This is a genomic window from Sutcliffiella halmapala (genome assembly GCF_002019665.1).
GTDB lineage: Bacteria > Bacillota > Bacilli > Bacillales > Bacillaceae_I > Sutcliffiella_A > Sutcliffiella_A halmapala.
In genome coordinates this window covers 2,397,632-2,423,176 of the sequence record NZ_KV917375.1, presented here as the reverse complement: position 1 = coordinate 2,423,176, position 25,545 = coordinate 2,397,632, and the positions used below count along the sequence as shown (strand labels likewise).

At 36.0% G+C, this 25,545-nt stretch carries 25 protein-coding genes, 2 riboswitches and 2 other annotated features; of the genes, 7 read left to right on the top strand and 18 right to left on the bottom strand.

Annotated elements, in window-relative coordinates; genetic code table 11:
* Positions 1–7: 7 nt before the first annotated feature.
* The 6 genes from BK580_RS11790 to BK580_RS11765 all read right to left on the bottom strand — a co-directional run bounded on the left by BK580_RS11790 (position 8) and on the right by BK580_RS11765 (position 6,015).
* The gene (locus BK580_RS11790; RefSeq protein WP_078380514.1) at positions 8–1,300 is read right to left on the bottom strand and encodes a DEAD/DEAH box helicase; all 1,293 of its coding nucleotides are present in this window, start codon (positions 1,298–1,300) and stop codon (positions 8–10) included.
* A 128-nt stretch (positions 1,301–1,428) separates the two neighbouring features.
* Positions 1,429–2,028, bottom strand: a complete 600-nt coding sequence (locus tag BK580_RS11785; protein WP_078380513.1) for a response regulator transcription factor — start codon at positions 2,026–2,028, stop codon at positions 1,429–1,431.
* Positions 2,028–3,161, bottom strand: coding sequence for a sensor histidine kinase (locus BK580_RS11780; RefSeq protein ID WP_078380512.1), 1,134 nt, complete (start codon positions 3,159–3,161; stop codon positions 2,028–2,030). Before BK580_RS11780 ends, BK580_RS11785 begins: the two co-directional genes overlap by 1 nt.
* Before the next feature lie 183 nt (positions 3,162–3,344).
* Positions 3,345–4,007, bottom strand: coding sequence for a hypothetical protein (locus BK580_RS11775; protein WP_078380511.1), 663 nt, complete (start codon positions 4,005–4,007; stop codon positions 3,345–3,347).
* 109 nt (positions 4,008–4,116) lie between these two features.
* A complete protein-coding gene (locus tag BK580_RS11770) occupies positions 4,117–4,602 on the bottom strand; it encodes a zinc metalloprotease (RefSeq protein ID WP_078380510.1) in 486 nt (161 codons plus the stop codon).
* A 144-nt stretch (positions 4,603–4,746) separates the two neighbouring features.
* Positions 4,747–6,015 (bottom strand): helix-turn-helix transcriptional regulator, encoded by a 1,269-nt coding sequence (locus tag BK580_RS11765; protein ID WP_078380509.1) that lies wholly within the window; start codon positions 6,013–6,015, stop codon positions 4,747–4,749.
* Positions 6,016–6,352: 337 nt separating this feature from the next.
* Here BK580_RS11765 and BK580_RS11760 point away from each other — a divergent pair, with 337 nt between their 5' ends.
* Genes BK580_RS11760 through cydS form a run of 3 tightly spaced genes read left to right on the top strand, consistent with a single transcriptional unit; the run spans position 6,353 to position 8,823 of the window.
* Positions 6,353–7,684: a cytochrome ubiquinol oxidase subunit I gene (locus BK580_RS11760; RefSeq protein WP_078380508.1), complete on the top strand. Its 1,332-nt coding sequence runs from the start codon at positions 6,353–6,355 to the stop codon at positions 7,682–7,684.
* Positions 7,685–7,698: 14 nt separating this feature from the next.
* Positions 7,699–8,712, top strand: a complete 1,014-nt coding sequence (locus tag BK580_RS11755) for a cytochrome d ubiquinol oxidase subunit II (RefSeq protein ID WP_078380507.1) — start codon at positions 7,699–7,701, stop codon at positions 8,710–8,712.
* A 12-nt stretch (positions 8,713–8,724) separates the two neighbouring features.
* Entirely contained in the window at positions 8,725–8,823 is a 99-nt protein-coding gene (gene cydS, locus BK580_RS24145; RefSeq protein WP_408055242.1) for a cytochrome bd oxidase small subunit CydS family protein, read from the top strand.
* An 82-nt stretch (positions 8,824–8,905) separates the two neighbouring features.
* On the opposite strand, the gene BK580_RS11750 is transcribed toward cydS, so the two are convergent.
* The 4 genes from BK580_RS11750 to ltrA form a co-directional block, all read right to left on the bottom strand.
* Positions 8,906–9,295 (bottom strand): glyoxalase superfamily protein, encoded by a 390-nt coding sequence (locus BK580_RS11750; RefSeq protein ID WP_211279026.1) that lies wholly within the window; start codon positions 9,293–9,295, stop codon positions 8,906–8,908.
* Between the two features lie 2 nt (positions 9,296–9,297).
* Positions 9,298–9,930: an NUDIX hydrolase gene (locus BK580_RS11745; protein WP_078380506.1), complete on the bottom strand. Its 633-nt coding sequence runs from the start codon at positions 9,928–9,930 to the stop codon at positions 9,298–9,300.
* 58 nt (positions 9,931–9,988) lie between these two features.
* A complete protein-coding gene (tyrS, locus tag BK580_RS11740; protein WP_078380505.1) occupies positions 9,989–11,236 on the bottom strand; it encodes a tyrosine--tRNA ligase in 1,248 nt (415 codons plus the stop codon).
* A 260-nt stretch (positions 11,237–11,496) separates the two neighbouring features.
* A complete protein-coding gene (gene ltrA, locus BK580_RS11735; RefSeq protein ID WP_078380098.1) occupies positions 11,497–12,825 on the bottom strand; it encodes a group II intron reverse transcriptase/maturase in 1,329 nt (442 codons plus the stop codon).
* 713 nt (positions 12,826–13,538) lie between these two features.
* Positions 13,539–13,748, bottom strand: a binding site (T-box leader).
* Positions 13,749–14,045: 297 nt separating this feature from the next.
* Here ltrA and BK580_RS11725 point away from each other — a divergent pair.
* Together BK580_RS11725 and BK580_RS11720 are read left to right on the top strand one after the other, a co-directional pair.
* Positions 14,046–14,792, top strand: a complete 747-nt coding sequence (locus BK580_RS11725; RefSeq protein WP_078380503.1) for a hypothetical protein — start codon at positions 14,046–14,048, stop codon at positions 14,790–14,792.
* A 23-nt stretch (positions 14,793–14,815) separates the two neighbouring features.
* Positions 14,816–15,685: a DUF3307 domain-containing protein gene (locus BK580_RS11720; RefSeq protein WP_078380502.1), complete on the top strand. Its 870-nt coding sequence runs from the start codon at positions 14,816–14,818 to the stop codon at positions 15,683–15,685.
* 46 nt (positions 15,686–15,731) lie between these two features.
* Here the strand turns inward: BK580_RS11720 and BK580_RS11715 are convergent, their stop codons facing one another.
* The 4 genes from BK580_RS11715 to BK580_RS11700 are packed head-to-tail and all read right to left on the bottom strand — an operon-like array spanning position 15,732 to position 19,465.
* Positions 15,732–16,937 (bottom strand): M20 family metallopeptidase, encoded by a 1,206-nt coding sequence (locus BK580_RS11715; RefSeq protein ID WP_078380501.1) that lies wholly within the window; start codon positions 16,935–16,937, stop codon positions 15,732–15,734.
* Positions 16,938–16,958: 21 nt separating this feature from the next.
* A complete protein-coding gene (locus BK580_RS11710; protein WP_078380500.1) occupies positions 16,959–17,780 on the bottom strand; it encodes a MetQ/NlpA family ABC transporter substrate-binding protein in 822 nt (273 codons plus the stop codon).
* Positions 17,781–17,793: 13 nt separating this feature from the next.
* Positions 17,794–18,444, bottom strand: a complete 651-nt coding sequence (locus BK580_RS11705; protein WP_078380499.1) for a methionine ABC transporter permease — start codon at positions 18,442–18,444, stop codon at positions 17,794–17,796.
* Positions 18,434–19,465: a methionine ABC transporter ATP-binding protein gene (locus tag BK580_RS11700; RefSeq protein ID WP_078380498.1), complete on the bottom strand. Its 1,032-nt coding sequence runs from the start codon at positions 19,463–19,465 to the stop codon at positions 18,434–18,436. Before BK580_RS11700 ends, BK580_RS11705 begins: the two co-directional genes overlap by 11 nt.
* 78 nt (positions 19,466–19,543) lie before the next feature.
* Positions 19,544–19,648: riboswitch (SAM riboswitch) on the bottom strand.
* Positions 19,649–19,747: 99 nt separating this feature from the next.
* A riboswitch (SAM riboswitch) is annotated at positions 19,748–19,853 on the bottom strand.
* 154 nt (positions 19,854–20,007) lie between these two features.
* Positions 20,008–20,274: a binding site (T-box leader), on the top strand.
* Positions 20,275–20,335: 61 nt separating this feature from the next.
* Here BK580_RS11700 and metG point away from each other — a divergent pair.
* Complete coding sequence (metG, locus tag BK580_RS11695; RefSeq protein ID WP_078380497.1) at positions 20,336–21,967, top strand: methionine--tRNA ligase; 1,632 nt, start codon at positions 20,336–20,338, stop codon at positions 21,965–21,967.
* Between the two features lie 99 nt (positions 21,968–22,066).
* A complete protein-coding gene (locus tag BK580_RS23600; RefSeq protein WP_169864953.1) occupies positions 22,067–22,219 on the top strand; it encodes a hypothetical protein in 153 nt (50 codons plus the stop codon).
* 74 nt (positions 22,220–22,293) lie between these two features.
* On the opposite strand, the gene BK580_RS11690 is transcribed toward BK580_RS23600, so the two are convergent.
* From BK580_RS11690 to BK580_RS11675, 4 genes are all read right to left on the bottom strand, one after another.
* Positions 22,294–22,491, bottom strand: a complete 198-nt coding sequence (locus tag BK580_RS11690) for a DUF6366 family protein (RefSeq protein ID WP_078380496.1) — start codon at positions 22,489–22,491, stop codon at positions 22,294–22,296.
* 385 nt (positions 22,492–22,876) lie between these two features.
* On the bottom strand, positions 22,877–23,854 hold the full coding sequence (locus BK580_RS11685; RefSeq protein ID WP_078380495.1) for a ring-cleaving dioxygenase: 978 nt from the start codon (positions 23,852–23,854) through the stop codon (positions 22,877–22,879).
* A gap of 344 nt (positions 23,855–24,198) precedes the next feature.
* The gene (locus BK580_RS11680) at positions 24,199–24,399 is read right to left on the bottom strand and encodes a cold-shock protein (RefSeq protein ID WP_078380494.1); all 201 of its coding nucleotides are present in this window, start codon (positions 24,397–24,399) and stop codon (positions 24,199–24,201) included.
* 278 nt (positions 24,400–24,677) lie between these two features.
* Positions 24,678–25,484: an RDD family protein gene (locus BK580_RS11675; protein WP_139364882.1), complete on the bottom strand. Its 807-nt coding sequence runs from the start codon at positions 25,482–25,484 to the stop codon at positions 24,678–24,680.
* Positions 25,485–25,545: the final 61 nt, after the last annotated feature.

Sequence of the window (25,545 nt, the reverse complement as noted above, 5' to 3'; positions counted from 1 at the left end):
TTTCCAATTAGCGATATCGTTTACTTTCCGGTGTCGTTTTATATTTATTCTTTTGAAGATTTTTGCGACTATTGAGAGAGTCAGATGCCCTTTCACTATCTCTTTTTGCAGAACGCCTAGCTTTGGCAATATTTTCATTACGCTCTTTATCATAATCTTCGCGGTCTGGAATGCTAATCCCTTTAATTACAATATGTTCTAATGTTTGTTTTATCCCTTTTTCTATCATTTGCAGAAAATCCACATCGCGAGGGGCATATAACGTATATGCTGCTCCATCACCACTTGCCCGGCCTGTTCTACCGATTCTGTGTATATAGGACTCGACATCTTGTGGAACATCGTAATTATATATATGAGTAATTCCTTCTACATCAAGCCCTCTTGCAGCAACATCTGTTGCTACTAGATATTGAATCTTTGCATCTCTGAAGTTTCTCATTGCTCTTTGACGTTTAGATTGTGGGATATCTCCGTGAAGTTCATCGGAATTAAAACCCTTTTGTTTCAATGTTTCTTGAAGCTTTTGTACTCTAGCCTTCGTACGACAGAAAATAATCGCTAAATAAGGACGATGTTCTTCGAGTAAATGAAGTAAGGTGCCTTCTTTTCGACGATCTGTTGTTTCTACTTTAAATTGCTGAATTTTTTTTACGGTGACTTGCTTTTCTTTAATTTCAATATGAACAGGCTCTATCATATACTTGTTTGCTAAAGCATGAATTTCATTTGGGATTGTCGCAGAAAATAACATCGTTTGGCGAGAAGAAAAAGTCTCTCCAATAATACTATCTACATCTGGAAGGAATCCCATTAAAAGCATTTGATCTGCTTCATCTATTACAAGCTTGGTAATAGTTGAAAGATCAATAGTTCTTCTGCGGACGTGATCTAATAAACGTCCTGGAGTTGCTACTATAATATGTTGTGCTCCACGCAGTTTCTTTAATTGATGTTGGACATCTTGTCCACCATAAATAGCTAGTACATTTACACCTTCCACATTCTCAAGCATTTTCTTTATTTCTTTTGTAATTTGATGCGCTAATTCCCGTGTAGGTGTCAATATAAGTGCTTGGGTTTCTGGTTTATCGACATTTATTTTCTCGATTATTGGCAGGACAAATGCTAATGTCTTACCTGTTCCAGTTTGAGCTTGAGCAATAACATCTTTGCCCTCTAGCACAGAAGGAATCGTTTTTTCTTGTATAGGGGTTGGCGCTACTAAGCCTAGAGATTTTAAAGTATGGTTAATTTCTTTTCTAATGCCTAGCTGTAAAAAATCAGTCAAATATATCACGTCTCTTTTCTTATTTATGCAAATATGTACGTTGTTAATTGCTTTATAACTATAACATAACCAAGTTTAACAAAAAATAAAAAACGGACTTCCATATTAGGAAGTCCGTCTAACAACTAAACTAATTTTCACTTAAACCAACCTTTTTCCTTCGATTGTGTGATCGCTTCAATACGGTTTTTTACTTCCAATTTATCAAGAATGGTAGAAATATAATTACGTACTGTCCCACTTTTAATGCTTAGCTCTTCTGCGATCTCTTGTGTGTTTTTTCCATCTGCAACAAGCTCTAACACTGCTTTTTCTCTTTCTGTAAGTGGGTTTTCTTCGCCATATACATCATCCATAAGTTCTGGAGCATATATTCTTTTACCAGACATGATGCTACGAATCGAACTAGCTAATTCTTCACTTGGGCTATCCTTTAGTAAATAACCTCTTACTCCAGCTTTTAGAGCTCGTTGAAAATAACCAGTTCGTGCGAAAGTAGTCAATATGATTACTTTGCAGTCTGTCCCCTTTAGTTCTTCAGCTGCATCTAGTCCAGTTTTTTCAGGCATTTCTATGTCCATAATACAGACGTCTGGCTTGTGTTGCTCATACAAGGCAATAGCCTCTTCCCCATTTCCCGCCATGCCTACTACTTCCATATCATCTTCTAAATCTAGTAATGAACCTAAGGCACCTAACATCATTCGCTGGTCTTCAGCAATGACAATCCGTATCATTAGTGCTCCCCCTTCTCTCTTTTAATAACGACATTCGGCACCTTTATGACTATGGACGTTCCTTCGTCTGCAATAATCTCCAGTGTTCCGTTTACAAATTCCAAGCGCTCCTTCATCCCAAGAAGTCCGCTCCCTTTTGTTAAATCCTGTTGCTCCTCTATACCAATCCCGTTGTCTTTAATAGTCAGACATAACTCCATCCCTATTTGTTCGATATGTATGTGACAGGAAGAAGCTTTACTATGCTTCACTACATTTGTCACTGCTTCTTTTAAACACATACTTAAGATATTTTCTAAAAACAAGGATCCATTTTTTAAAGGCAGGTCATGATCGATTGTGAATTCAATTTCAGCTGCCGCTAAGATTTGTCTTACCCGAACAATTTCTTCTTTTAAGCGAATGCCACGCATTTGAGAAACCATTTTCCTTACTTCATTTAAAGCAGTTCTGGCAGTTTGTTGTACATCCTTAAGCTCGGTTTTTGCTTGTTCGGGATTTTTGTATATAAGTTTTCTTGCAAGATCACTTTTTAGGCCAATTAAAGAAAGTTTTTGACCGAGAGTATCATGTAAATCTCGAGCGATTCTTTGTCTTTCTTCTTGTTTTACTAGCTCTGAGATACGTTTATTTGCCACATCTAGCTTAGCCTCAAGCATATCCTGTTTCCCTTTATTAAATAAATTAAATGGTAGTAATATAACGCTGATCCATATAATAACGATAAAAGGCAACTGTTTTAAAAACAACTCATCTCTTAAGACGACATTAATGTTAATGGCGACCGTAGTGGCGACTAAATGAATAATATATAAGGTAATGAAGGCAAGTCGATTTTTAATTTTCCCGTTGTAATAGGCAATATAAAAAGCGAAATAGATAAAATGGAAAACAATGGTCATCGTAATGGAAATCCCAATGAGGATACATGTCCATAAATAAACCGGCCATTTTTTCGAAATAAATGCAAGCCTGTAAGAGATAAAAAACAAGATGGTAAGTATGAGTCCGACAATTATCTCTGCAGTAGAGGACGATTGGAAAATAAAGTAGAACGGTAATATACTGAAAACCGTCCAAATATAAGGGTTTATACCAGAACCCTTTTGAAAGAACCCAAATCTTTTTTGCATAAATTGTAACCCCGTTTACTTATGGATAGCTTACCTTTTCTTTATTTTATCATATTAAATAGGAAAGTAATGTAAAACTTTTTTCTTAAGAAGAACCCCTATTATTGATTAAGGTTACCATTCAATAATAGGGGTTCTCTCTATAAAAGAATTGATTGAATTAGTTTTTATAATCCCCATTCTTTATATAGTCCATTGGTCATGTATAATTCCAACTAAAAACCACTTATCCCCATCTCTTTCTAATACTAAACGAAGGCTTTTCCAATCCATTCCTTCATATTTTTCATCAAAACCAGGAAAATGGAATTCAATTACTGTCCCTTCTGGATATATATCTTTACTATTATCCAGACTATTTCCTTGCCCTAGCCGTTGATTGATGGATCTCTCTTTGGCATTTACATAATCGGCATCATAGACAAAACGCGAATAGTATTCTTGAAAAGTAAGTTCAATAGGATCACCAGTTCCATCATAATACCCCCAGAGAAAACTTCGGTCATTTTCCCAAAGATCCACTACTTCTTTAGACGAGAAAACTTGGTCTTCTTCGGCATTAACATAGCCATAAGGAGTAAAACGGACTCCTTTTTCCGGATGTACCAAGGTTTCCAATTCGGCAAAATCTTTAGTGCTTAAAAGCGAGACGATATGTTCCGCTGTTTCTTCAACTGTTAGAATTTCTTCTTCGTTCTCATCCGTACCATTTACCTTATTGTCATCTTTTTCTTCAACTATTGAGGAATCATTCGAGTTAGTGGAATTAACTTGAGTATTATTATTACATCCTGCAAAAACAATCGTAACTATGATTAGAACGATAAAGCAGTATACTTTTCTCATAGTAATCCTCCTTCTATACATTTTATTCTCGCCAATTTACAGAAAATCCTTCCCTTACTATTAGAATATTTTGTAGTTTTAGATCTAAGAACATCATCTGTTTTTTATCTTAATTGGAAGGGTTTTTTTCAAACTTTTTATTTGTAAGTACATTTAGGGCTGCCATTCCATCACTTGGACATCCATTTAAATGATTGATTGGGAATAGAGAAAAAAAGGTGAAATAAAAAGAAAAGTAAGTAAATTGATAGATGAAAATATTTGGTTCAAGTACTCCATTATTAATTAATCCGTTTATCATTAAGATAGAAGCTATATTAAATAGTGATCCCCCTAAATACACCAAAGCCTTTTCTACCTTCGCTGCACGCTTACTTATCGTAATATATTCACACCATCCATCATAAAAATATAGCTTACGAATTCGAATAGCTCCGATACGGAACAATTCATTGCCAGTCCCTATATGTACGATCACTTTTCCACCGAATATCTTAGCGAAGAAATAATGGCCTAATTCATGAATAATCGTGACCAAAGGAAGTACAAGGAAAAAAGAGAGAAAGAATAGCCACAAGTCGTTAAATCCAAACATTAGAATCGCCCCTTTTCAGGATAGTAAATAATGGTCTAATACCCGAATTCAATAAAAATATGTTTGATTTATACACAAAAAAACACACTAACTCTACTAGTCAGTATGTTTCTTGGATTGCTATATTTGTTTATATAGCGCTTATTATGTTGCAATCATTTTTTCTTTTTGTACTTGTAAGCAGATTTCAAAATATTCACAGGCTAATTTGTAATTTTGAGCTTCTGAATAATAATTGGCGAGTAGTTCAGCATACCTTACAACTTCGTCCTTCGTACCTGCATTTCTAAAGTAAGGTATTACATAACTTGAAACATAATTTTCTATTTTCGGATTTTGATCGAGTTGATATAATAGCACTGTAAAATGGATAATATAATCTTCCACGTTATTCTTATTTGCCAGCATCAGGCCTTCTTCTGCCCAACCCCTTGCAAACTCAAATTGATTTAGTTTGTGATATTCTCTAACCAATGTGCAAATTGAGTAGAGACTTCTATCTTCTTGTTTTTTCATCTTTAATGATTCTAAAAAGTAAAATATTGCTTCTTCTGAATTCCCTATGAATGATTGAATGCAGCCGAGATTATGCATAGCCATAGATTCTAAGTAAACATCCTGCAGTTCTACTCCGATTTTTTTAGCCGATATATAGTTTTTCTCAGCCTTATCGAACTGTTGGATTTTGTGGTAGTTTAAGCCAAGTATCACATGGCATTCCGCTGATCTACGATAAAAGTATAATTTTTGATACAATATCAAGGCTTTTTCTGCGAAGTGAATAGATTCAAATACTGCTGAAGTTTTTTCACTTGTTAAGGCTATTTGGTAATAAAGTTCTGCTTTATCTTCTTCTGTAATGTTCAGTTCATTTGCCATAGCTAAAGCATCTTTTAATGCTAAAGTTGATTCTAAGTTATTATTAATTCGATAGTAATAGATTCCAAGCGTCTTTTTTCGGATATACTCTATAACAGGATTTAAGCTAATTGGTAGTTCTTTCATTTGATTATAAAGAGATTCAATGACTTTTTTGTTCAGTATTAGAAGATAGAATTTAAGTTTAACGACTATATATAGTAGTTGCGTATCAGGATGCATCGATTTTAATCCAATTCTATACTCCTCATTAATATAATTGAACATCTTACGTGCTTCTTTTGCATTTTGGGAAACCGTACTGTTGTAGCAACTAAATAGTTTATCATCGATATCTGTAATTATTGAATCTTTAAAAACATTCATATTTAATTCAAGTCTGTCAGCAAGTAATTCTAGGTGGTTATGACTTGGTTCCGATTGATTGCTTTCAATATCGGATAAATGAGAAGTGGTAAGAATACCCTGAGAAAGTTTTTCTTGCGACATTCCTTTTTGGCTTCGGTAGTATTTAATAATTTCTCCATTTCTCAATGCATACACCCTTTTTGTGAAATATAAGAATATTTTACCATTGTTTTCTACATATATGTACAATATTCAGTAAAATTCTCTGTTAATTTTTTTATCTATCTTCATTTATCATGCTCTTTCCCTTGTCACAATTTCGTCGTTACCTCGCCATAAAGTTGTCATAAACAGAGTGTTCTACCCGGTTTTGCAAAATTATAAAAGGGAATATACTATGAACATAGGGAAATTAATAATCTTATATTGTGAAATAGTGAGCATTATATAGTAAAATAGTTCTTATAGAATTAATTAATAATATTAATGTCGTTATTCTATTGCATTTGAAGGAGTGAAATTTATGTTTGAGTACGATCCGGTTCTTTACAGTAGAATCCTAACTGGAGTTACCCTTGCTGTTCATGTAATCTTTGCAACGGTTGGTGTTGGTGTGCCATTAATGATTGCACTAGCAGAATGGATGGGGATTAAAAGAAATGATGAACATTACCGTCTTCTTGCACGACGTTGGGCACGTGGGTTTGTTATCACTGTTGCCGTAGGTGTTGTAACTGGAACGGCAATTGGATTACAGTTAAGTCTTCTATGGCCTAATTTTATGCAGCTAGCAGGTCATGTCATAAGTTTACCTTTGTTCATGGAAACATTTGCCTTCTTCTTTGAAGCGATTTTTCTCGGTATCTACTTATATACATGGGATCGATTTAAAAAGAAAATTTATCACTTTTTCCTCTTAATACCTGTTGCAATCGGAGCTACTGCTTCTGGGTTTTTCATTTCAACGGTGAATAGTTTTATGAATACACCTCGAGGCTTCGATATTGAAAATGGTGTTTTAACGAATATTCGTCCTTTAGAAGCGATGTTTAACCCAGCAACTCCCACAAAGGTTGCTCATGTTCTATCATCTGCTTACTTAACAACAGCTTTTGTTTTAGCCGGTATTGCGGCTTTTGCAATATTACGTGGAAAAGATCATGTGTATCATAAAAAGGCCTTACATCTAACTATGACTGCGGCGGCTGTCTTCGCAATATCAACCGCAATCATAGGCGATTTATCTGGAAAGTTCTTAGCAGAGTATCAGCCTGAAAAACTAGCCGCTGCTGAATGGCATTTTGAAACGTCTACTGAAGCTCCACTTATATTAGGTGGATACTTAACAGAAGATAATGAAGTGAAGTATGGGCTTGAGATACCGTATGCATTAAGTATTCTTGCACATGGTGATCCAAGTGCTGAAGTGATAGGATTAGAAGAATTTCCAGAAGAAGAGCTCCCACCGTTAATCGTTCATTATTTCTTTGATTTAATGGTCGGAATTGGAATGTTCTTGGCTCTTATTTCTATACTTTATGTACTTTTTGCTAAGGTGAAGAAGTGGAATGAACGGAATAAACCTCTACTTTGGGCAATTGTTGCAGGTTCTCCACTTGCATTATTAGCCATTGAAATGGGTTGGTTTTTTGCCGAAATTGGCAGACAACCGTGGTTACTAGTAGGTCATATGACAGTCTCAGAAGGGGCAACTACCTCCAATCACGTCGATTTAATGCTCGTTATATTTATATTATTATACATTGTGCTTTGTACAACTTGTCTGACAGTTATTAGAAAAATGTTTAAGAATAATCCTATCGAAAAAGAACTTCGGGATAGAGGATTAGAGTAAAGGAGGGGAAGCATATGAACTATGAAATAGTCGGAATTACCGTGTTATGGACTTTTCTATATGGCTACTTGATTGTCGCATCGATTGATTTTGGTGCAGGATTTTTTAACTACTATTCAACGATTACAAAAAAGGATCACCTTATTGATAAAGTAATTGTTCGTTATCTCTCACCGGTATGGGAGGTAACGAATGTGTTCCTTGTATTCTTTTTTATTGGAATCGTCGGGTTCTTCCCTTCCACTGCGTATTACTATGGAACTGCCCTTCTTATACCAGGAAGTATTGCCATTATCTTACTTGCCATCCGTGGCAGCTATTATGCTTTCCATAATTATGGTACTAAGGGAAGTCCGTTTTATCAGCTTTTATACGGAGCAACTGGGCTATTAATTCCAGCAGCACTTTCAGTCGTTTTAACCATTTCTGAAGGAGGATTTATTAGTTTAGCTGGTGATGTCGTGACATTGGACTATCACGCCTTATTCTCTAGCTTCTACTCTTGGGCAGTTGTTATTTTAGCGCTAGTAAGTGTACTCTATATCTCTGCCTATTTTTTAGCCTACTATGCAAAATCTGCAAAAGACGAAAAGGCGTTCGAAGTGTTACGAAAATACGCTCTAAATTGGAGTCTTCCAACAATTCTAGCTAGTGTCTTAGTTTTCTTTGCACTTAGTGACCATAATCCGACACACTTTAGTAAAATGTTAGAATTATCCTGGATGTTTAGCTTATCGTTTCTCTTCTTTTTAGGGGCAGTTTTCTTAATGTGGAAGAAACAACGATTAGGCTTAGCCTTCATTCTCGTTATGCTTCAATTCGCAACAGCTTTCTTTGGATACGGAGCATCTCATTTGCCATATCTTTTATATCCTTATTTAACAATCTATGATGGATTCACCAATGAATCGATGGCCATAGCATTGATTACAGCTTTTATTGCTGGTCTATGTTTGTTAATCCCATCTCTCTATTTGTTAATGCGTCTCTTCTTATTTGATAATCAATACGTTCAGGGAAAAAAGTAAGGAGGAAATGAAATGAATAACTTCTTAATTATGATCGCTCCACCTCTCATTGTGGGGTTTGCAGTATTTATCTTGTTTCTGTGGGGAGCTAAAGGGAAAGAGAAATATTAAATACTAGTCGATAAAACCTAGCAAAGATTATTTTGTTAGGTTTTATCGTTTGAGAAGGTTAATTAATAATGGTCAAACTCCTCTAGAGTTCCTCTAACTTTACCTTCTCAAAAAAGACCAATCGATTACCAGAGGGATCTGAAACAGTCACTTCTCTCGTGCCCCAAGGAGTGCGCTCTATCCCTGGTCTAGCGTACTTATACTTCTTATTACTTAAAAATAAATGAAATGCATCTAGCTCATTCGTTTCAATTCTGATAGCTGATCCAGGATTTGCATCTCCAAAATGCTCAGATAGATGGATAACGCATGAGCCTAGTGATATCTCCATATATAATGGAAAATCCTGCTCAAAACGATGCTCCCATTGCTTCTGAAAACCTAAGAAATCTAAATAGAATTCTGTTGTTTGGTCCACATCAATCATTCGAAAAATGGGCGTTACTGCTTGCATGTTAAATGGATTACTCATTTTTAACTCCTACTTTCTATGGCGGATTTAATGATGTTAAATGTTTCAATATAAAAATGATCCTCATGTGGAACAAACGCTTCTTTCGTAACAGCTTTTTTTACCTTTATGTGTTCACCAGCTGCGGTTATGTTAAACCCAGAAATAAAAATGGTTTCTTTAGTTCCTGACCAAAGTTCCCTACAGTCATCCAACCTAATTTTTACGATTCCAACTACTTCTTCCAGCTGTAACTGAAAATCTTCCATTTCACAATTCCTTATAAGTAAAAATGCGTGAGCTAGTTCTTTATCAATGAGATCTCCTTGTTGATTACTGTATGGTATAATTCCTAACGAATGAAGTTCTCCTATCGTAACCTCAAGACCTATTTCCTCTCTTACTTCTCTAATTCCATCTTCTACTGTTTCATTAGCTAGAAGATGACCAGCAGCGGTAATATCTAAAAGGTTAGGATAGTCTTTTTTTATTGGACTACGAAGTTGGAAATATATATAATCACCATCCTCTTCCCTGCTAACTACCCAACAATGAAACGTTTCATGCCAGTGTCCAACTTTATGTACTTCTGCTCTCGTAGCTACACCTAGAAAATTTCTATATTCATCAAAAATTTTTAATTTTTCTGATTCCACTTGTTCGCATCCCCTATCAAATAGATTTTAATACGTGCAGGTATTAATCCTGCACGTATTAAATAATGTGTACTTTAAGGAATTTCCTCTTCCCAACTTGTAAAGTCATTTCATTTTTTAACTCGACAATTAGATTAGGATCCATTACTTTTTCTCCCGCTATTCTAATCCCGCCATTTTGGATCATGCGTCGTGCTTCACTTTTGGAATTCTGCAAGTTTAACTGAACTAATAAATCTAGAATCCCAATTTCCTTTTCTCCATTCCAATCAATAGTTGGAATGTCTCTGGGTATGGCACCTTTTTGGAAAACCGTTTTAAAATGCTCTTCCGCTTGTTGAGCAGCTAGCTCGTCATGGTACATTTCAACAATCAGTTTAGCAAGTTTCATCTTTGCATCTCTAGGATGTATATCTCCACTCTCTATTTGGCCTGTTATTTGCGTTTTCTCTTCTACTGTTAAATTTGTCACTAAATGAAAGTACTTAGTGATTAACTCATCTGAAATCGACATGGTTTTCCCGTACATTTGTGAAGGTTCTTCATCTACTCCAATGTAATTGTTTTTAGACTTAGACATTTTCTCTACACCATCTAAACCTTCTAATAATGGAAGTAACACGACCACTTGCTTTTCTTTCTTAAAATGCTCTTGCAAATGACGTCCCATTAATACATTAAAATGTTGATCGGTACCACCAAGCTCAACATCACTTTCTAATTCAACAGAATCGTAGCCTTGCATGAGTGGGTAGAAAAATTCGTGAAGCGAGATTGGCTTTCCTGATGATAGTCGCTCTGAAAAATCATTTCTTTCTAAAAGTCGAGCGACTGTTATACTTGCTGATAAGTTAATAATTTCTTCTAATCGTAAAGCCGATAGCCATTTTGAATTGTAGTATAATTCGACTTTTTCCATATCGAGTACCTTACCGAATTGTTCGAAGTATGTTTTAGCATTATGCTTTACTTCCTCGTCAGTTAGTTGCTTTCTTGCTATCGATTTTCCTGTTGGATCACCGATTTTACCTGTAAAGTCACCAATTATTAACTGTATAATGTGACCGTTTTGCTGAAACTGTTTTAGCTTATTTAAGACAACTGTATGGCCTAGATGAACATCTGGAGCTGATGGATCTAAGCCTAATTTTATTTTTAAGGGTTGATCATTTATTAGTGATTTGGCAATCTTCTGTTTTAATTCGTTTGCTGGGATTATCTCGGATACTCCATTGTTATAGAGGGTAAATTGTCTCTCTACTTCTGTTTTTTGTTCATTTGATAGCTTGTTTAATATATTCTCCATTTTGGCTTTTCCTCCTTTAAAAAATATCGGCTACCCTGAAAATAGGGTTATCACTTTAAACACCCTGATGATTTCCGTGCCAGGCATTCGCTTTCCGCGGGCGGTTCGGGAGCCTCCTCGGCGCAAAAGCGCCTGTGGGTTCTCCCGAAACACGCTGCCTTCCGGTCGAGTAAGCGGGAGCCACACTTTTACTGTGTTCTCCTCACTCCTCACAGATCCGTGCATGCGATACTATCGCACACGGCTCTTCTCATCACCCTTCACAAAATGTAGCTAATGTCTTTCTTCAGTTGATATATGTTTACTTTCGCCCTTGGACTCTTCAAAGGATATTTACTTAAAAATATGTTGAACTTCTCCCATGTGAATGATTTCCTTTGGCTCCTTCGGTTCATCCACTTGAACAATAGTAGTCGGATACGATACAGAAAACTCTCGACATGTTGAGTGTTATCGGTAATACAGTAGTAGTTGTAGTAGCCTGTTAAGGAACGGTTAATGCTTTTCATAATGTCCTTGATGTCCATTGTTCGATTAGCTTTGAGCCATTCCTTATGTTTCTTTAACTTGGCTGTTACTTTCTTCTTACTACTCTTCCGTTTAACCCTAAATGACCCTTTCTTACTCTCACTACAATAGTGAGTGAAGCCTAAGAAATCGAATGTTGGTGGTTTTCCTTGTCCATTCCGCTTACTATCTTTATCTGCATAACGACCAAAGGAAATGATTTTCGTTTTATCTTCTGCAATTTCAAGATGGAACTTTTGTAAACGCATGATAAGGGCAGAGTAAAAGGCATCTGCATCGCTTTTGTACTGAAAGCAGCACACAAAGTCGTCCGCATAACGGACCATGTAAGCTTGACCATTACACTGTTTACGAACCACTTTTTCGAACCATAAGTCTAGGACATAATGTAGATATACGTTCGCTAAAATTGGTGAAATGATACCCCCTTGGGGAGTTCCTTTATCCGTATCGAAATATTTACCTTCTTCCATGTACCCACCTTTTAGAAACCTAGCGATAATTCCTAAGAAGTTTGGGTCATTGATACGTTGTTTCAAGAATTTCATCATCCACTCGTGATTAACGTTGTCAAAGAATCCTTTAATATCAACATCCACTATATAGTTGGTGGGGCGTTCTTCAATATACACATTCAGAATCTTTAATGCATCGTGGCAGTTTCTACCTGGTCGAAATCCAAAGGAACTGTCCAGGAACTCATGCTCAAATATGGCTTTGAGAATTTTCCCAATGGCTTGTTGAACGATTTTATCCTCGTGGTCTGGGATACCCAGTGGTCTTTTCATCTTCGTTCCAGGTTTATCGATGTATGTTCGTTTTACTGGGATAGGACGATAAGCCTTCTTCTTTAATTTCCCCACTAGTCTTTTGGTGTTCTCATCCAGATTTGTGTCATATTCCGCCTTTGTCATGCCAGTTATGCCTGTTGCCTTCTTGCTTGGCAACTCTCGGTGACATTGTTTAAGATTCTCTTCATTAAGTAAATGAGCCAACGAAGTGAAAACTATATCTTGATTCGATTTCGCTAATTCTGTTATCCTTGCTAGTTTTGTTTCCACTTCTCTCTCTACCTCCGTGTGTAGTAAGTGTGTCTCTTTCAAGGTCGATGACGAGTAATGGCCTTTCCTATCATTATTTTAATAGGTACTATGCCACTATCCGACTTCCTTTAAGCGTTTGACAGCCCTCACTTTGTTATCGCTTGTTCGTCATTACTCTCCGATATGAAGGAGAGACTTAAAGGACCTCCCGAGTTGCCGTAATATATCAATGTGAAACGTGCCACGGTCATCGACTCCGAGGAAGTTGTCATTCTCTCACCATTACGAGAATAACAATGTTGCCTTCTGCACTCCCGAACACATCGGCCTTCCTAACTTGGCACTGATTTCGGAGCTCAATCCCTTCAACCTTTATTCGGTTTACGGCCCATTCCCTAACTGTCTACGCTTAAAGATATAGTGTTACCACATATCCTCCAAGACTCGCTACGAGTGAATGGTTAGTTCTTTCTCGACGGGAATCCCACCCGTTATATATTACGACCTTGCTCGGTCGCTCCAGGAGTCTCATGCCTTGCACTCCAATCATCAGGGGAGACGAGGGAATCATAGCGGTTGATGATCCGAGTCTCACTTTCATCTGCCATGGTGCAAATTTTGTTTGCATGGGTGTCTCCCCTGAATAAAGGGGGGCGCCTTTAAATACTTTGTTGGGTTCGTTTCACTATAAATGTTTAACCGCTCCGAAATATAAAAAACCACGCCCCTAAGAAAGGGACGTGGTTTACGTGGTACCACCCTTTGTTGAAGATTTCTCTTCCACTCAAACGAATAACGGTTCGGCCGTTTTCTGCTACTTTTCTTTCACAGAAAAAGTTCAAGGAGGTACTTCGCGTTTATCTTTGTACTGATTTGCACCAACCATCAGCTCTCTTAAACAGGGAGATAATACACTACTGAATTCCTATCATTACTTACAATCTTTAATTTTTATTTATTTTATAGGATGTTACAAATTAATACAAGCAAATTGTTATTTTTTATTTTACGGAAGAAGAAGTAAAATGTTCTTCCTCTAACACATTGTTTTATTTTCTCTTAAAAGAGCAAGTAATAATTCGTTCTTATTCTATAACGCTTTGACTATATTATCTACATATCTTTAATTCGATTAATCTATCGAATTTGTGTATAGTTTGATTAAATAGTCGAATTGAATTAAAATAATAGCATATACTATGATAGTTAAAAGATTATCTAAGTGAGGAGGGACAGCCATGAAAAAGCCTGTTTCCATATTTATGATGGATGTAACAAATTCCAGTAGAAATTGGAATGATATTACGAACTATTTAGAAGCATTAGAAGGTTATATAAAAGTTTGGACAAGAGGGCTACCTAATGCACATGTCAAACACCGACTAGGTGATGAGATTGTCTGTATATTTGACCATTTTTCTACTGCCTATACGGTTGCTTTTTACTTAAACCAACTATGGAGACTGGAAGATCAACCTCCTTATTTTGGAATGTCCTTTGGATTAGTAGAAGAAGACCTTGCGAAAATTGATATTGATAAATGGAATCATCCGTTGATGAGACAAGCTAGATTAGCTAATGAGAAAATAAAAGCCTCGACAAATCGAACATCCATTTTGCTTTTTCCGGACTCTGAAGTGATATCAATACAATCTTTAGATATGTTAAATTTATTGTTAGAGTATCAAGGAAAACTAATAAATGAGCAAACAAAGTTACAACGACTAATATCAGGACTTTATTCCGTATTGGAGGAGCAAAAAACGATTGCAGACCTATTAAGAAAGTCCCCTTCTACTATTTCTAGTCACTATAAGAAAGGAAATTGTGAGATACTATTTAAAACATTGCACACTATCCAACAAACATTAAATCATCTTGAGGAAACTTATGCTGACACTTATCCAAAAAACCTCACGATGGAATTAAACAAGACAATAAAAAATCAGCTGAAGCAAAACCTAGACATCCTACTCTTAAAATAAGTTTTCAAGTTAGGAGCTGACATATGATTATTCTTAGCCTCATTCTTGCTCATTTGGTTGCCGATTTTTATTTTCAAACAGAAAACATGGTGCGAGAAAAAAAGCGTTTTTTAAAGCTCCACCTTATGCACCATAGTCTTTTAGTTTTTCTTGCTTTAACAGTAATTTATCTTGGACAAAATGATTCGAATTTTTACTTACAAGTAATTACTCCAACTTTATTACTAGTATTGTTACATTATTTTATAGATGATTTAAAAATACTATTACAAGAAAAAGTAAGGTTTACAAAACAAAAAAACGGCTGGAATCTTGGCCTTTTTTTAGCAGATCAATTATTACACATCTTTACGATTTTAATAGTTTGCTATTATTTTTTCGATGTAAATTTAAATGAACTATTGGAATTTATCCTTGTTTCCCTAAATATACAAGATGGGCCAATTCAACAATTAAGTTTACTTAATAGCACTCTATTTATTATTATCATGTTTATTATCATAACGTCAGTTACTGGTCACATTATTAAAATCATGCTTGGTTCCTTAACAAATCATCTTTCTTTGTTCGAAGGAAAGTATACATTAAAGGATCTAGCAGTTAGCCCCTCTAGTCAAAAACATATGTCAGAAGAATATACATACATGGTCATGAAACATCAAGATCTTTCGCGTGGGAAAATTATAGGTTATTTAGAGCGCTTGCTCGTAGTAGCATTAATATTGATGGGATCTTTTTCTGCTGTAGGATTTATCGTGGCAGCAAAATCGCTGACTCGCTTTAAACAAATGGATGATCGAGATTGGGCAGAATATTTTTTATTAGGAACTTTAACTTCTTTTCTATTCGCCATTGTGTATGGTGTAATTCTTAAAGTGATTTTTTTTAGCTAAACAGTCAAAATAAATGGCTCAACCTTTGTGGTTGAGCCATTTCCTATTAGACTTTTTTTCTATCATTAAATTCATTTTTTATAGCTTCTAAAGTGCTTGGTTCGGATATTAATCGCAATGCTGTAAGTGCTAATGCTTTTGCCCCAAGTATTAGTGCATGATCTCCTTCAGCTGACCTTGCTGCATTTTTAAAGGCTTCCGTATGCCCTACTAAATTTTTCGGTCCAATTTTCAAATACGGATGAATCGTAGGGACAACCTGACTTACATTCCCAACATCTGTAGAGCCTAGACCGCTTCTTTCTGCCACATCCACCTCTTCTCCCAATGATTCAATCACCTCTTGAAAAACATGGTCAAAGCTTTTGTTTGGTAGAATATTATCTATTTGGTTTTGAAAGGCAATAATATTCAGCTTCGCACCAGTGGTAAGTGCAGCTCCTTCTGCAACTGCTTTAATTTTGTTTGTTACCTCATCTAGAACTTCTCTTGTAGCTGCTCTAATAAAAAATCTGGCTTTTGCATATTCTGGCACAATATTAGGTGCATCACCACCATGAGTAATGATTCCGTGAATCCGAACATCACTTGTTACATGCTGACGCAACGCATTAATTCCGTTAAATAACTGTATAACTGCATCAAGTGCATTGATTCCTTCTTGAGGAGAAACTGAAGCATGTGCAGGCTTCCCGATATACTCAAAATCTAAAGGATCCACAGCAAGACTAGCTCCTGTTAATCTATTCGCATTTCCAGGATGAATCATCAAGCAAACATCAAGATCTTGAACAAGACCACTCTTCACAAAGCTTCCTTTTGCACTTCCATTTTGTCCCCCTTCTTCTGCAGGTGTTCCAAGGACAACTACCTCACCACCAACATCATCGATCACTTTACTTAATGCAACAGCTGCCGCTACACTTGTAGTACCAATGATATTATGACCGCAAGCATGACCTAATCCAGGAAGAGCATCATATTCAGCTAAAAAACCAATTGCCGGACCTGGTTTACTAGATTTTTTTCGGGCGAGAAAAGCTGTTTCATGTCCTGCGACACCGGTTTCAACTAAAAATCCTTCTTCCACTAAAATAGTTGTTAGGAGGGAAGAAGCGAAAAATTCTTCATTCCCTATTTCAGGCTTTTCGTGGATTTGATGACTAGTAGATAAATAACGTTCCTTCTTCTTGTCAATGTCGAGAATAAGTGCTTCTTGCAAATAGATGCTGTTTTGTAGTTGAGTTGTCATAATTTTAATTCCTCCTACTTTTTAATGTTTTACACCTATATCACTTAAAGGTACAAACGTCGGGATTGTACTGCCTTTGTACTCATCGATAATGAATTGCTTTACATCCTCTTGTTGGTAAATTTCAGCAAGTTTCTGTAAGTCCTCGCGATCTTTGTCCTCTGTACGTACAGCGATGATATTAATGTAAGGTGTTGCAGTTTCACTTTCATGGAAAATTGAATCCTCAATTGGGTTAAAACCAGCGTCTACTGCGATTCCGTTATTAATTATGGAAGCTGCTACATCTGGAAGAACACGTGGTGCTTGCCCCGCGATAACTGGTACGATTTCTAGGTTTTTTGGATTTTCTACAATTTTATCTAAGGAACCATTACCGTCAAAATCGTCAGGTAACGTAATCAGACCTGCCTCTTGAAGCAATAGAAATGCTCTTCCCATGTTCGTTGCTTCGTTTGGTACCGCTATTTTCCCGCCTTCTGGGATATCTTCCACATTATCGTATTTGTCCGAGTATAAACCCATAGGAGCAATAACAGTTGTTGCAATCGGTGTTAAATCTAAGTCATGTTCTTTAATAAATGCGTTAAAATAAGAAATCGTTTGGAAAGCATTTGCATCTAATTCTTTTTGAGCTAGTGCTAAATTTGGTTGGACATAATCAGAAAAGCTAACAATCTCAATATTTAGTCCTTCTTTTTCCGCCTTTTCTGCTACATAATCCCAGATTCGATTATCGGTCCCACTTACTCCGATTTTTAATGTTGCATCGTCCCCTTTTGTGCAGCCTACTGCCGTCAATAATAAAATAAATAAAATACCGAATGATAAAATTTTTCTCATGTTGTTCTCTCCCTTATCTTCTTCTAATTTTTTTTGATAAAATATTTCCTGAGCTTTGAATGAATTGAACTAAGATTACTAAGATTGCGACTGTAATGAACATCGTTACTTCGTCAAACTGTTGGTAGCCGTATGTAATCGCTAAATCACCAAGTCCACCTCCGCCTATAGCACCAGCCATTGCAGATGCGCCAATTAAGCCGATTGTTGCAATAGTAATCGCAAGCACTAAAGAACTTAATGCTTCTGGTAGTAAAAAGCGATAAATAACTTGCCAGGGGGAGGCTCCCATTGCTTCTGCTGCCTCTATGACGCCAGGGTCCACCTCTAATAATGAATTTTCTACAAGTCTTGCAAAATAAGGTGCTGCGTAAAATACGAGCGGTACTATCGCTGCTGCTGTCCCAATTGACGTTCCAACAATTAACCTTGTTATTGGAATGATGGCAACAAGTAAGATAATAAAAGGAATGGACCTTAGTACATTAATTACGGGATTAATAATATTAAAGAATCCTACATTTTCTAAAAGGTGACCCTTACGTGTTACAACAAGTAAGATTCCTAATGGAAGTCCAATCAATGTCGAAAATAATAATGAAAAGCTTACCATTGACACCGTTTCTAAAAGGGCATCTATAATGTGTTCTGGTCTAACTCGCATGTGCATTCACCTCCTTGATCTGTACTTTTTCTTGTTGAATATAGAAAAGTGCGCGTCTGATTTCTGATTGATCGCCCCTTAACTCCACGATGATATTTCCAAATGGAATTCCCTGAAGCTCTGTAATGTTTCCAAAAAGAACATTGACATCTACATCAAATCTTTTGGCAACTTGTGAAAGAAACGGCTGTCCAGTAGAGTTCCCAACAAAACTAATTCGATAGATTCCTTGCTGTTCGCCTTGATTGTTTACTAGTTTTTGAATGGATTCTGGAATCTTATCATTCATAACAGAACTTACGAAATTTTTTGCTGTGTTTGTTATTGGATTAGAGAAGAGATCGAATACGGATCCTTGTTCAATAATTTTTCCGCCTTCAATCACTGCCACTTTATCGCAAATGTCACGGATAACGGACATCTCATGTGTAATCATTAAGATGGTAATTTGATATTCCTGATTGATCTTTTTTAATAACTGTAGAATAGAACTTGTTGTCTGTGGGTCTAAGGCTGATGTAGCTTCATCACAGAGTAAGATAGAAGGCTTTGTTGCTAAAGCCCGCGCTATTCCAACACGCTGTTTTTGGCCACCTGATAATTGATCTGGGTAATTATCCTTCTTATCACTTAACCCAACAAAATCCAATAATTCTTTTACCCTTTTTCTAATTTCTGCTTTCGGAGTTTTCCCTACTAACAGGGGCATGGCGACATTATCATAGACAGTCTTTGAATTAAGTAAATTAAAGTGTTGAAACACCATCCCGATGTTTCTCTTCGCCTCTCTTAGCTCTTTTGCTGTTAATCTCGTTAAATCTCGTCCTCCGACTAATACTCTTCCGGAAGAAGGTCGTTCTAATAGATTAACGCATCGGATGAGCGAGCTTTTACCAGCACCACTAAAGCCAATTACTCCATAAATTTCCCCTGCTGCTATCGTTAAATCAATCCCATCTAGCGCAGTAACCTTATCTCCATTACTATCATAGACTTTTCGAACACCTTCAAATGTAATCATGCTGCTCCTCCTACTTTCCATAGAAAAATAAAAACCCTCTTCTTAAACACAAGAAGAGGGCAATAAAAAACCTTGCTCTTCTCATCTCTCAAGCTTTCGCTTGCAGGAATAGGCACGGTTCATGCTAACATGTCCGTTGCCGAGGTTTCATTGGGCCAGTCCCTCCACCTCTCTGGATAAGAAAATAATCAAATATTAAGTTTAGCAATCAGAATACTAGGTTTTAAGTAAATAAAAACCCTCTTCTTGTAAAAGAAGAGGGTAGCATACATCACTTTTCTCTTCTTATCTTTCAAGCTAAGTAAGCTTGATGGAATTGGCACAGTACTAATAAAAGCCTGCTGCCGAGGTTTCGTAGGGCCAATCCCTCCACCTCTCTGGATAAGAATATTCGTATTTGAAAATCGCTTGGTTAATTGATTTATACATTACACCGTTTTTAGTAGGGTGTCAACAATAAAATTAATTTTCTTTATTTCATCATTTTATTAGTTAATATTGACAATCAAACAAAAACAACATATAATACAAAAAATTACCTGATAAAGGCAATGATGAGATAAAGTAAAATGATGCTGTTTTACACAGAGAGCTTCGGGAGCTGAAAAGAAGCAAAAACGCCCATTTGAACATGAACTCTGAGCTTTGTACTGAACATCTTTTGTGGATTAGTAGGCTACAACGAGTTTTGGCACTCGTTATCTATGTCACAGTATAAGAGTGTCAAACTCCGTACTTGTAGAGACAAATAGTGTGAGCTATTTGTGAAATAAGGTGGTATCGCGTGGAAATCAAACCTCGCCCTTAACAATTATTGTTAGGGCGAGGTTTTTTGTGTTCATTTTTTTAAAAAACAAGGAGGTTATTATGATGAGTATTTTTATTGGTGGAGCCTGGGCTTATGCGAATGGTTCATTGCATCTTGGTCATATTTCCAGCTTGCTACCTGGAGATATTTTGGCTAGGTATTATCGAATGAAAGGTGAAAAAGTTCTATACGTTTCTGGAAGTGATTGTAACGGAACGCCTATTACTATTCGGGCAAAACAAGAAGGATTGACAACTAAGGAAATTGCGGATCGGTACCATGATGAATTTGTTACGTCATTCTCGAAGTTAGGATTTAGTTACGATTTCTATACACGAACAGATACGGAGCACCACCATAAAATTGTTCAAGCAATTTTCTTAGAGTTATTAGAAAATGAACTTATTTATAAAAAGGAAATAGAGCAAACCTATTGTGAGACGTGTAGACAGTTTTTACCGGATCGTTACGTAGTCGGTACTTGTCCTGAGTGCCATCAGCATGCACGTGGAGATCAGTGCGATCATTGCTCCACTATTTTAGATCCAATAGATTTACTTGATAAAAAATGTAGTATTTGTAAAGGCAGTCCGAAAACTAAGCTAACGGAACATTTTTACTTTGCATTATCCAAGCTTCAATGTGTATTAGAAGACTATCTCGAGGCATCGAAAAGTAACTGGAGAGATAACGCTGTTTCCTTAACTAGAAGATACTTAAACGAAGGTTTACAGGATCGAGCCGCCTCTAGAGATTTATCAGTTGGAGTAAGTGTTCCAGTAACAGGCTATGAGGGGAAAAAAATCTACGTTTGGATCGAGGCGGTCGCTGGTTATTATTCTGCAAGCAAACTATGGGCTTCAGAAAACAATGAAGATTCAGGAACGTTTTGGAGTGAAAATACCCTCTCTTACTATGTACATGGAAAAGATAATATTCCATTCCACTCCATTATCTGGGCAGGAATCTTAGCTGGTCTAGAAATGAAACCTTTACCCACACACATTGTTTCAAACGAGTACCTGACCCTAGAGAAAAAGAAACTATCCACTAGTAAAAATTGGGCTGTTTGGGTTCCAGACATTTTGGAGCGATACAATCCAGATTCTATTCGCTACTTCTTAACGATCAATGCCCCAGAAAATCGAGATGCTGATTTTTCTTGGCGCGAATTTATCTATAGTCATAATAGTGAGTTATTAGGAGCCTATGGTAACCTTGTTAACAGGACATTCAAGTTCATCACCAAGTATTATAACGGAACCGTTCCTAATGCGAAGCTCCTCTCTGCTCATGAAAATGAGGTGGATATACTATATCAAACTGTAGGAGATTTAATTGAAAAGACTTATTTTAAAAAGGGCTTGGAGGAGATTTTCCAATTAGTCCGTTATGGCAATAAATATTTTGATGAACAACAACCTTGGAGGCAAATAAAGCTAGACAGAGTAGCTTGTGATAAAACAATCGCTAATTGTGTGTTTATTATTACGAACCTTGCCCATCTGCTTAGTCCATTCTTACCATTCTCTAGTGAAAAAGTGAAGCAAATGCTACAAGTGAAATCAACCACCTGGGGAACGATATATACTCATCCAAGTAAATTGGAAAATATAGAGCCATTATTCGAAAGAATCAATCTGAAGCAAGTAGAGTTAGAATTAGAAAAACTAAAACAGGAGTCTGACTACTAAAATCGATAAGAAATCTATCAAATGGGTCTATCATACGGTCAAACACCCTTACACCTTCTAGCGTATTTCATATGATAGTAAATAGAAGGGGGTGAGTGAATGATTGTGAATAGAGTTTCTAATTTTATTGGAAGTTTGGGAGTAAATTCTTTAGGTGATGTAAGAAAATGTCGTAAAGTTACAAAAAAAATCGCTAAAAGGTTAATTAAAGCTGCAAGAAGAAATTTAGATGCGATTGAGGATTTACTTTAACATTACCATTGATTCTAATAGTAGTTCTAGCCTTATAAAGAGAGTTGGTCATACCTCTCTCTTTTATCCTTCCTTTATTGATAGGAGCAATACGAAAGAAATAATCCAATAATAAAAAGTAGTCCTAGAATTATCATTTTTGTTAAACATCCGCTCCGTGCTATTCCGTTTAAATCTCCTACTGTAGATCGATTAGTACTATCAGCAAAATTAGCCATTGGATTTTTTTTATATTCTTTTTCATTTGCCTTGTCATGTATATGTTTTTTCATCCAATCCCTCCTGACTAAAATAAAATGGATTTTCCTTCTTTAGGGGGAATTTAAAAAACTAATAACACCTATCATAATAAAAAATGCAACCATCGAAACAATTATTAAAGTAGCTATTTGAAGGTTTCTTCGCTTAAATATGGCAAGGATAAAAAATAAGATGACACTAAGAATAATAGCCCCTATCAAGGGTGGTAAGAAAAATTCAAACATGCACAAAATCCCTCTTTTATTTTTTGTTTTTTCTAAATAATAGCATAAATTCACAAATGACGTTAGACGCTTCTTAAATAAAGATTTTAATAGGGGCATTCAACTAATAGTACTCTTCAACTTCATAAAAAATACCATCCTCTAGCTTTAATTAGAGGATGGTATTTTGGATTTATTCTTTTTCAAAGGTTAAGGTACTTCTCACAGTATCAATCGGTCGAACTAAACTTTCAATTTGTTCCCTTTTTGACTCTAAGAATGGTGGCAAGGATAATTTCTCTCCCAGTGTTTCATAAGGCTCATCCCCCATAAAACCAGGTCCATCTGTTGCAAATTCAAAAAGTACCTGAGGAGCAACTCTTGCGTATAAGGACTCAAAGAAATATCGATCTACATATCCAGAAGTATTGAAGCCAAATCCCTTTAGTCGTTCATCCCATTCTTCAATTACAGATCGATCCGCTACTCTGAAAGCTGCATGGTGAACAGTGCCATATCCTTGGACAGCTTGGGGTAAAACGGAATTATGTTCAACCACAATTTGCGCACCGTTTCCTCCTTCGCCTACCTCGAATAAATAGGTAGCTCCTTCTTGTTCTATTTGCTTAAATAGCAGAGCCTTTTCCAAAACCTCTTTAAAGAAATCGAAATTTGCTACACGAATAAAAATTGGCCCCAACCCAGTAATCGCATACTCTAAAGGAATCGGTCCATTTTTCCAAGGAGTTCCTGAAGCCACACCTTTGTTCTTCTCATCAGAAATTAATTGATACTGCTGATCATCAAAATCAACAAAAGATATTGTTTTTTTACCGAATTGATCGTTGATTCCTGTATGCTTTACATCTAATCGATCAAAGCGTTTAATCCAGTATTCTAGTGCAGCATCTGTTGGCACACGGAATCCTGTCTTAAAAATTTCATTCGTACCATGTGACCCTTTTTGAATACCTGGAAAGTCGAAAAAAGTCATATCTGTTCCTGGATTGCCACTATCATCTGCAAAAAATAAATGATATGTTTGAATATCATCCTGATTCACTGTCTTCTTCACTAGTCGCATTCCTAACACATAAGTGAAAAATTCATAATTTTTTTCTGCACTACTTGTAATTGCTGTTACATGATGAATCCCTTTTAATCCATTCATTTTCATACCTCCAATTTACTCTATATAGTGTCAATTAATTAACAATGAAAATATCTTGAATTCGAGATAAATATACCATGGTAATAAAACCGTGTCAAATAAATTTAGGTAAACTGCAGTTATTTTCAGTGATAGTAACTGGTATCTATGTATGTATATCCTTTCTCATGTGAGCCAAATTAATGTAGAGGACATCGAAGAAAGTAATATTCTTAGAAGGTAGCGTTATTGGAAGATATAGAGATATGAGGTTACTAACTAGCACTTAAAGTCGTTGTTTATTTTGTCACTTTAACTTTTTACAAATGAAAAAAGGACTCTAAAATAGAGTCCTTTCATCGCAATTATGCTTTGTTTACGTTAGTAGCTTGAAGTCCACGTTGACCTTGCTCAGTGTCAAAAGTTACTTTTTGACCTTCGTCTAAAGATTTGAAACCGTCACCTTGGATAGCTGAGAAATGTACGAATACATCTTCTCCACCTTCTACTTCAATGAAACCGAAACCTTTGTCTGCGTTAAACCATTTTACTGTACCTTGTTGCATGTTTGTTTCCTCCTGGGTGGATTTAATCCACATTTTATTACTATAGTTGCTCATTGGATATCAAAGGAGAAAAGTTTGTACACTTATTCGTTCCTTACATACCGAACAAAAATAATTCTTACTTAGAATAACAGATAAAAATTGGAAAAGCAAATAGTATTTAAATATAAATTATAAATGGCGTGGAAAAAGGTCGAAAAAACCTTACGTAAAGAACGTCATAACCACTAAAATAAGTCTATTCAAGTTGACCACTTAAAAGATAATAGCAAAACTATTTACAACTCAAACTCCCACTCATCCTTTAGTACTAAAAAAAGACTAAGTAGAATATTTTCTAGCTCTTCATAGCTTTTATCGCTAATATTCATCTCTAATTTCGGAGAAAGAATATTAGCAACTTGTCGGGTCAATTGGATTCTGTCATCAGCTGACAGTTGTAAAAAGCGATGACAATATGTATTTAATAACTGCCAGTCCTTTTGGTTGAATCGCTTAAGCTCCCATTCACTTATAGGAAGAAGATTTCTTGTTAAACCTCGATTAATAATTTCTTTTTCTATTTTCGTTATTTTTATCTTTGTCCCCTTTTTTCTTCTTTCATGAACAACTATTGTACCTGCTACCAAATCACCTAATCGTTTATGCTTAGAGTGGAAAAAGATCATTATCATGCCTAATAAATAATTTGTTGGCAGACTATCGATAATACGTAATAAATTGCGAATCAAACTAGAAAGCAAAGTAATACTGTGCCCATTTTCTTGGATAACTCGAATTCCTACTATTTTTTTCCCAATGGTACTTCCGCCTGAAAAATATTCAAATGCAAAGAAATATCCCCATCGGAGCAAAAATAATAAAAGGATTAAACCACCAATTAAATATGAAGGCATATCGAATAGGAAAAAATCCATTAACGTACCATTTAACATGAAAAGTAAACCGAGGAGCATTAAGATACTTACTAACGTTAAAATAATTTGATCAATAATAAATGCGGCAGCACGGCTACCAAGCCCTGCTGATTGAAATTGCAAGGATACATATTCGGGTGTTTTGATATCTATTTGTTCTGCATTCAAAAAGATTACCTCCATTCTTGGATAAATTTTACTGGAAGTGTTTCTATTTTTCTATAAAATT

What these genes read in the sequence shown, in the direction of transcription:
- BK580_RS11785 (WP_078380513.1), bottom strand. Translation starts at nt 2,028, where the DNA reads ATGATACGGATTGTCATTGCTGAAGACCAGCGAATGATGTTAGGTGCC.
- metG (WP_078380497.1), top strand. Translation starts at nt 20,336, where the DNA reads ATGAGTATTTTTATTGGTGGAGCCTGGGCTTATGCGAATGGTTCATTG.
- tyrS (WP_078380505.1), bottom strand. Translation starts at nt 11,236, where the DNA reads ATGGAGAATATATTAAACAAGCTATCAAATGAACAAAAAACAGAAGTA.
- BK580_RS11775 (WP_078380511.1), bottom strand. Translation starts at nt 4,007, where the DNA reads ATGAGAAAAGTATACTGCTTTATCGTTCTAATCATAGTTACGATTGTT.
- BK580_RS11680 (WP_078380494.1), bottom strand. Translation starts at nt 24,399, where the DNA reads ATGCAACAAGGTACAGTAAAATGGTTTAACGCAGACAAAGGTTTCGGT.
- BK580_RS11715 (WP_078380501.1), bottom strand. Translation starts at nt 16,937, where the DNA reads ATGACAACTCAACTACAAAACAGCATCTATTTGCAAGAAGCACTTATT.
- BK580_RS11725 (WP_078380503.1), top strand. Translation starts at nt 14,046, where the DNA reads ATGAAAAAGCCTGTTTCCATATTTATGATGGATGTAACAAATTCCAGT.
- BK580_RS11760 (WP_078380508.1), top strand. Translation starts at nt 6,353, where the DNA reads ATGTTTGAGTACGATCCGGTTCTTTACAGTAGAATCCTAACTGGAGTT.
- cydS (WP_408055242.1), top strand. Translation starts at nt 8,725, where the DNA reads ATGAATAACTTCTTAATTATGATCGCTCCACCTCTCATTGTGGGGTTT.
- BK580_RS11720 (WP_078380502.1), top strand. Translation starts at nt 14,816, where the DNA reads ATGATTATTCTTAGCCTCATTCTTGCTCATTTGGTTGCCGATTTTTAT.
- BK580_RS11705 (WP_078380499.1), bottom strand. Translation starts at nt 18,444, where the DNA reads ATGCGAGTTAGACCAGAACACATTATAGATGCCCTTTTAGAAACGGTG.
- BK580_RS11755 (WP_078380507.1), top strand. Translation starts at nt 7,699, where the DNA reads ATGAACTATGAAATAGTCGGAATTACCGTGTTATGGACTTTTCTATAT.
- BK580_RS11770 (WP_078380510.1), bottom strand. Translation starts at nt 4,602, where the DNA reads ATGTTTGGATTTAACGACTTGTGGCTATTCTTTCTCTCTTTTTTCCTT.
- BK580_RS11750 (WP_211279026.1), bottom strand. Translation starts at nt 9,295, where the DNA reads ATGAGTAATCCATTTAACATGCAAGCAGTAACGCCCATTTTTCGAATG.
- BK580_RS11685 (WP_078380495.1), bottom strand. Translation starts at nt 23,854, where the DNA reads ATGAATGGATTAAAAGGGATTCATCATGTAACAGCAATTACAAGTAGT.
- BK580_RS11690 (WP_078380496.1), bottom strand. Translation starts at nt 22,491, where the DNA reads ATGAAAAAACATATACATGACAAGGCAAATGAAAAAGAATATAAAAAA.
- BK580_RS23600 (WP_169864953.1), top strand. Translation starts at nt 22,067, where the DNA reads ATGATTGTGAATAGAGTTTCTAATTTTATTGGAAGTTTGGGAGTAAAT.
- BK580_RS11700 (WP_078380498.1), bottom strand. Translation starts at nt 19,465, where the DNA reads ATGATTACATTTGAAGGTGTTCGAAAAGTCTATGATAGTAATGGAGAT.
- BK580_RS11710 (WP_078380500.1), bottom strand. Translation starts at nt 17,780, where the DNA reads ATGAGAAAAATTTTATCATTCGGTATTTTATTTATTTTATTATTGACG.
- BK580_RS11780 (WP_078380512.1), bottom strand. Translation starts at nt 3,161, where the DNA reads ATGCAAAAAAGATTTGGGTTCTTTCAAAAGGGTTCTGGTATAAACCCT.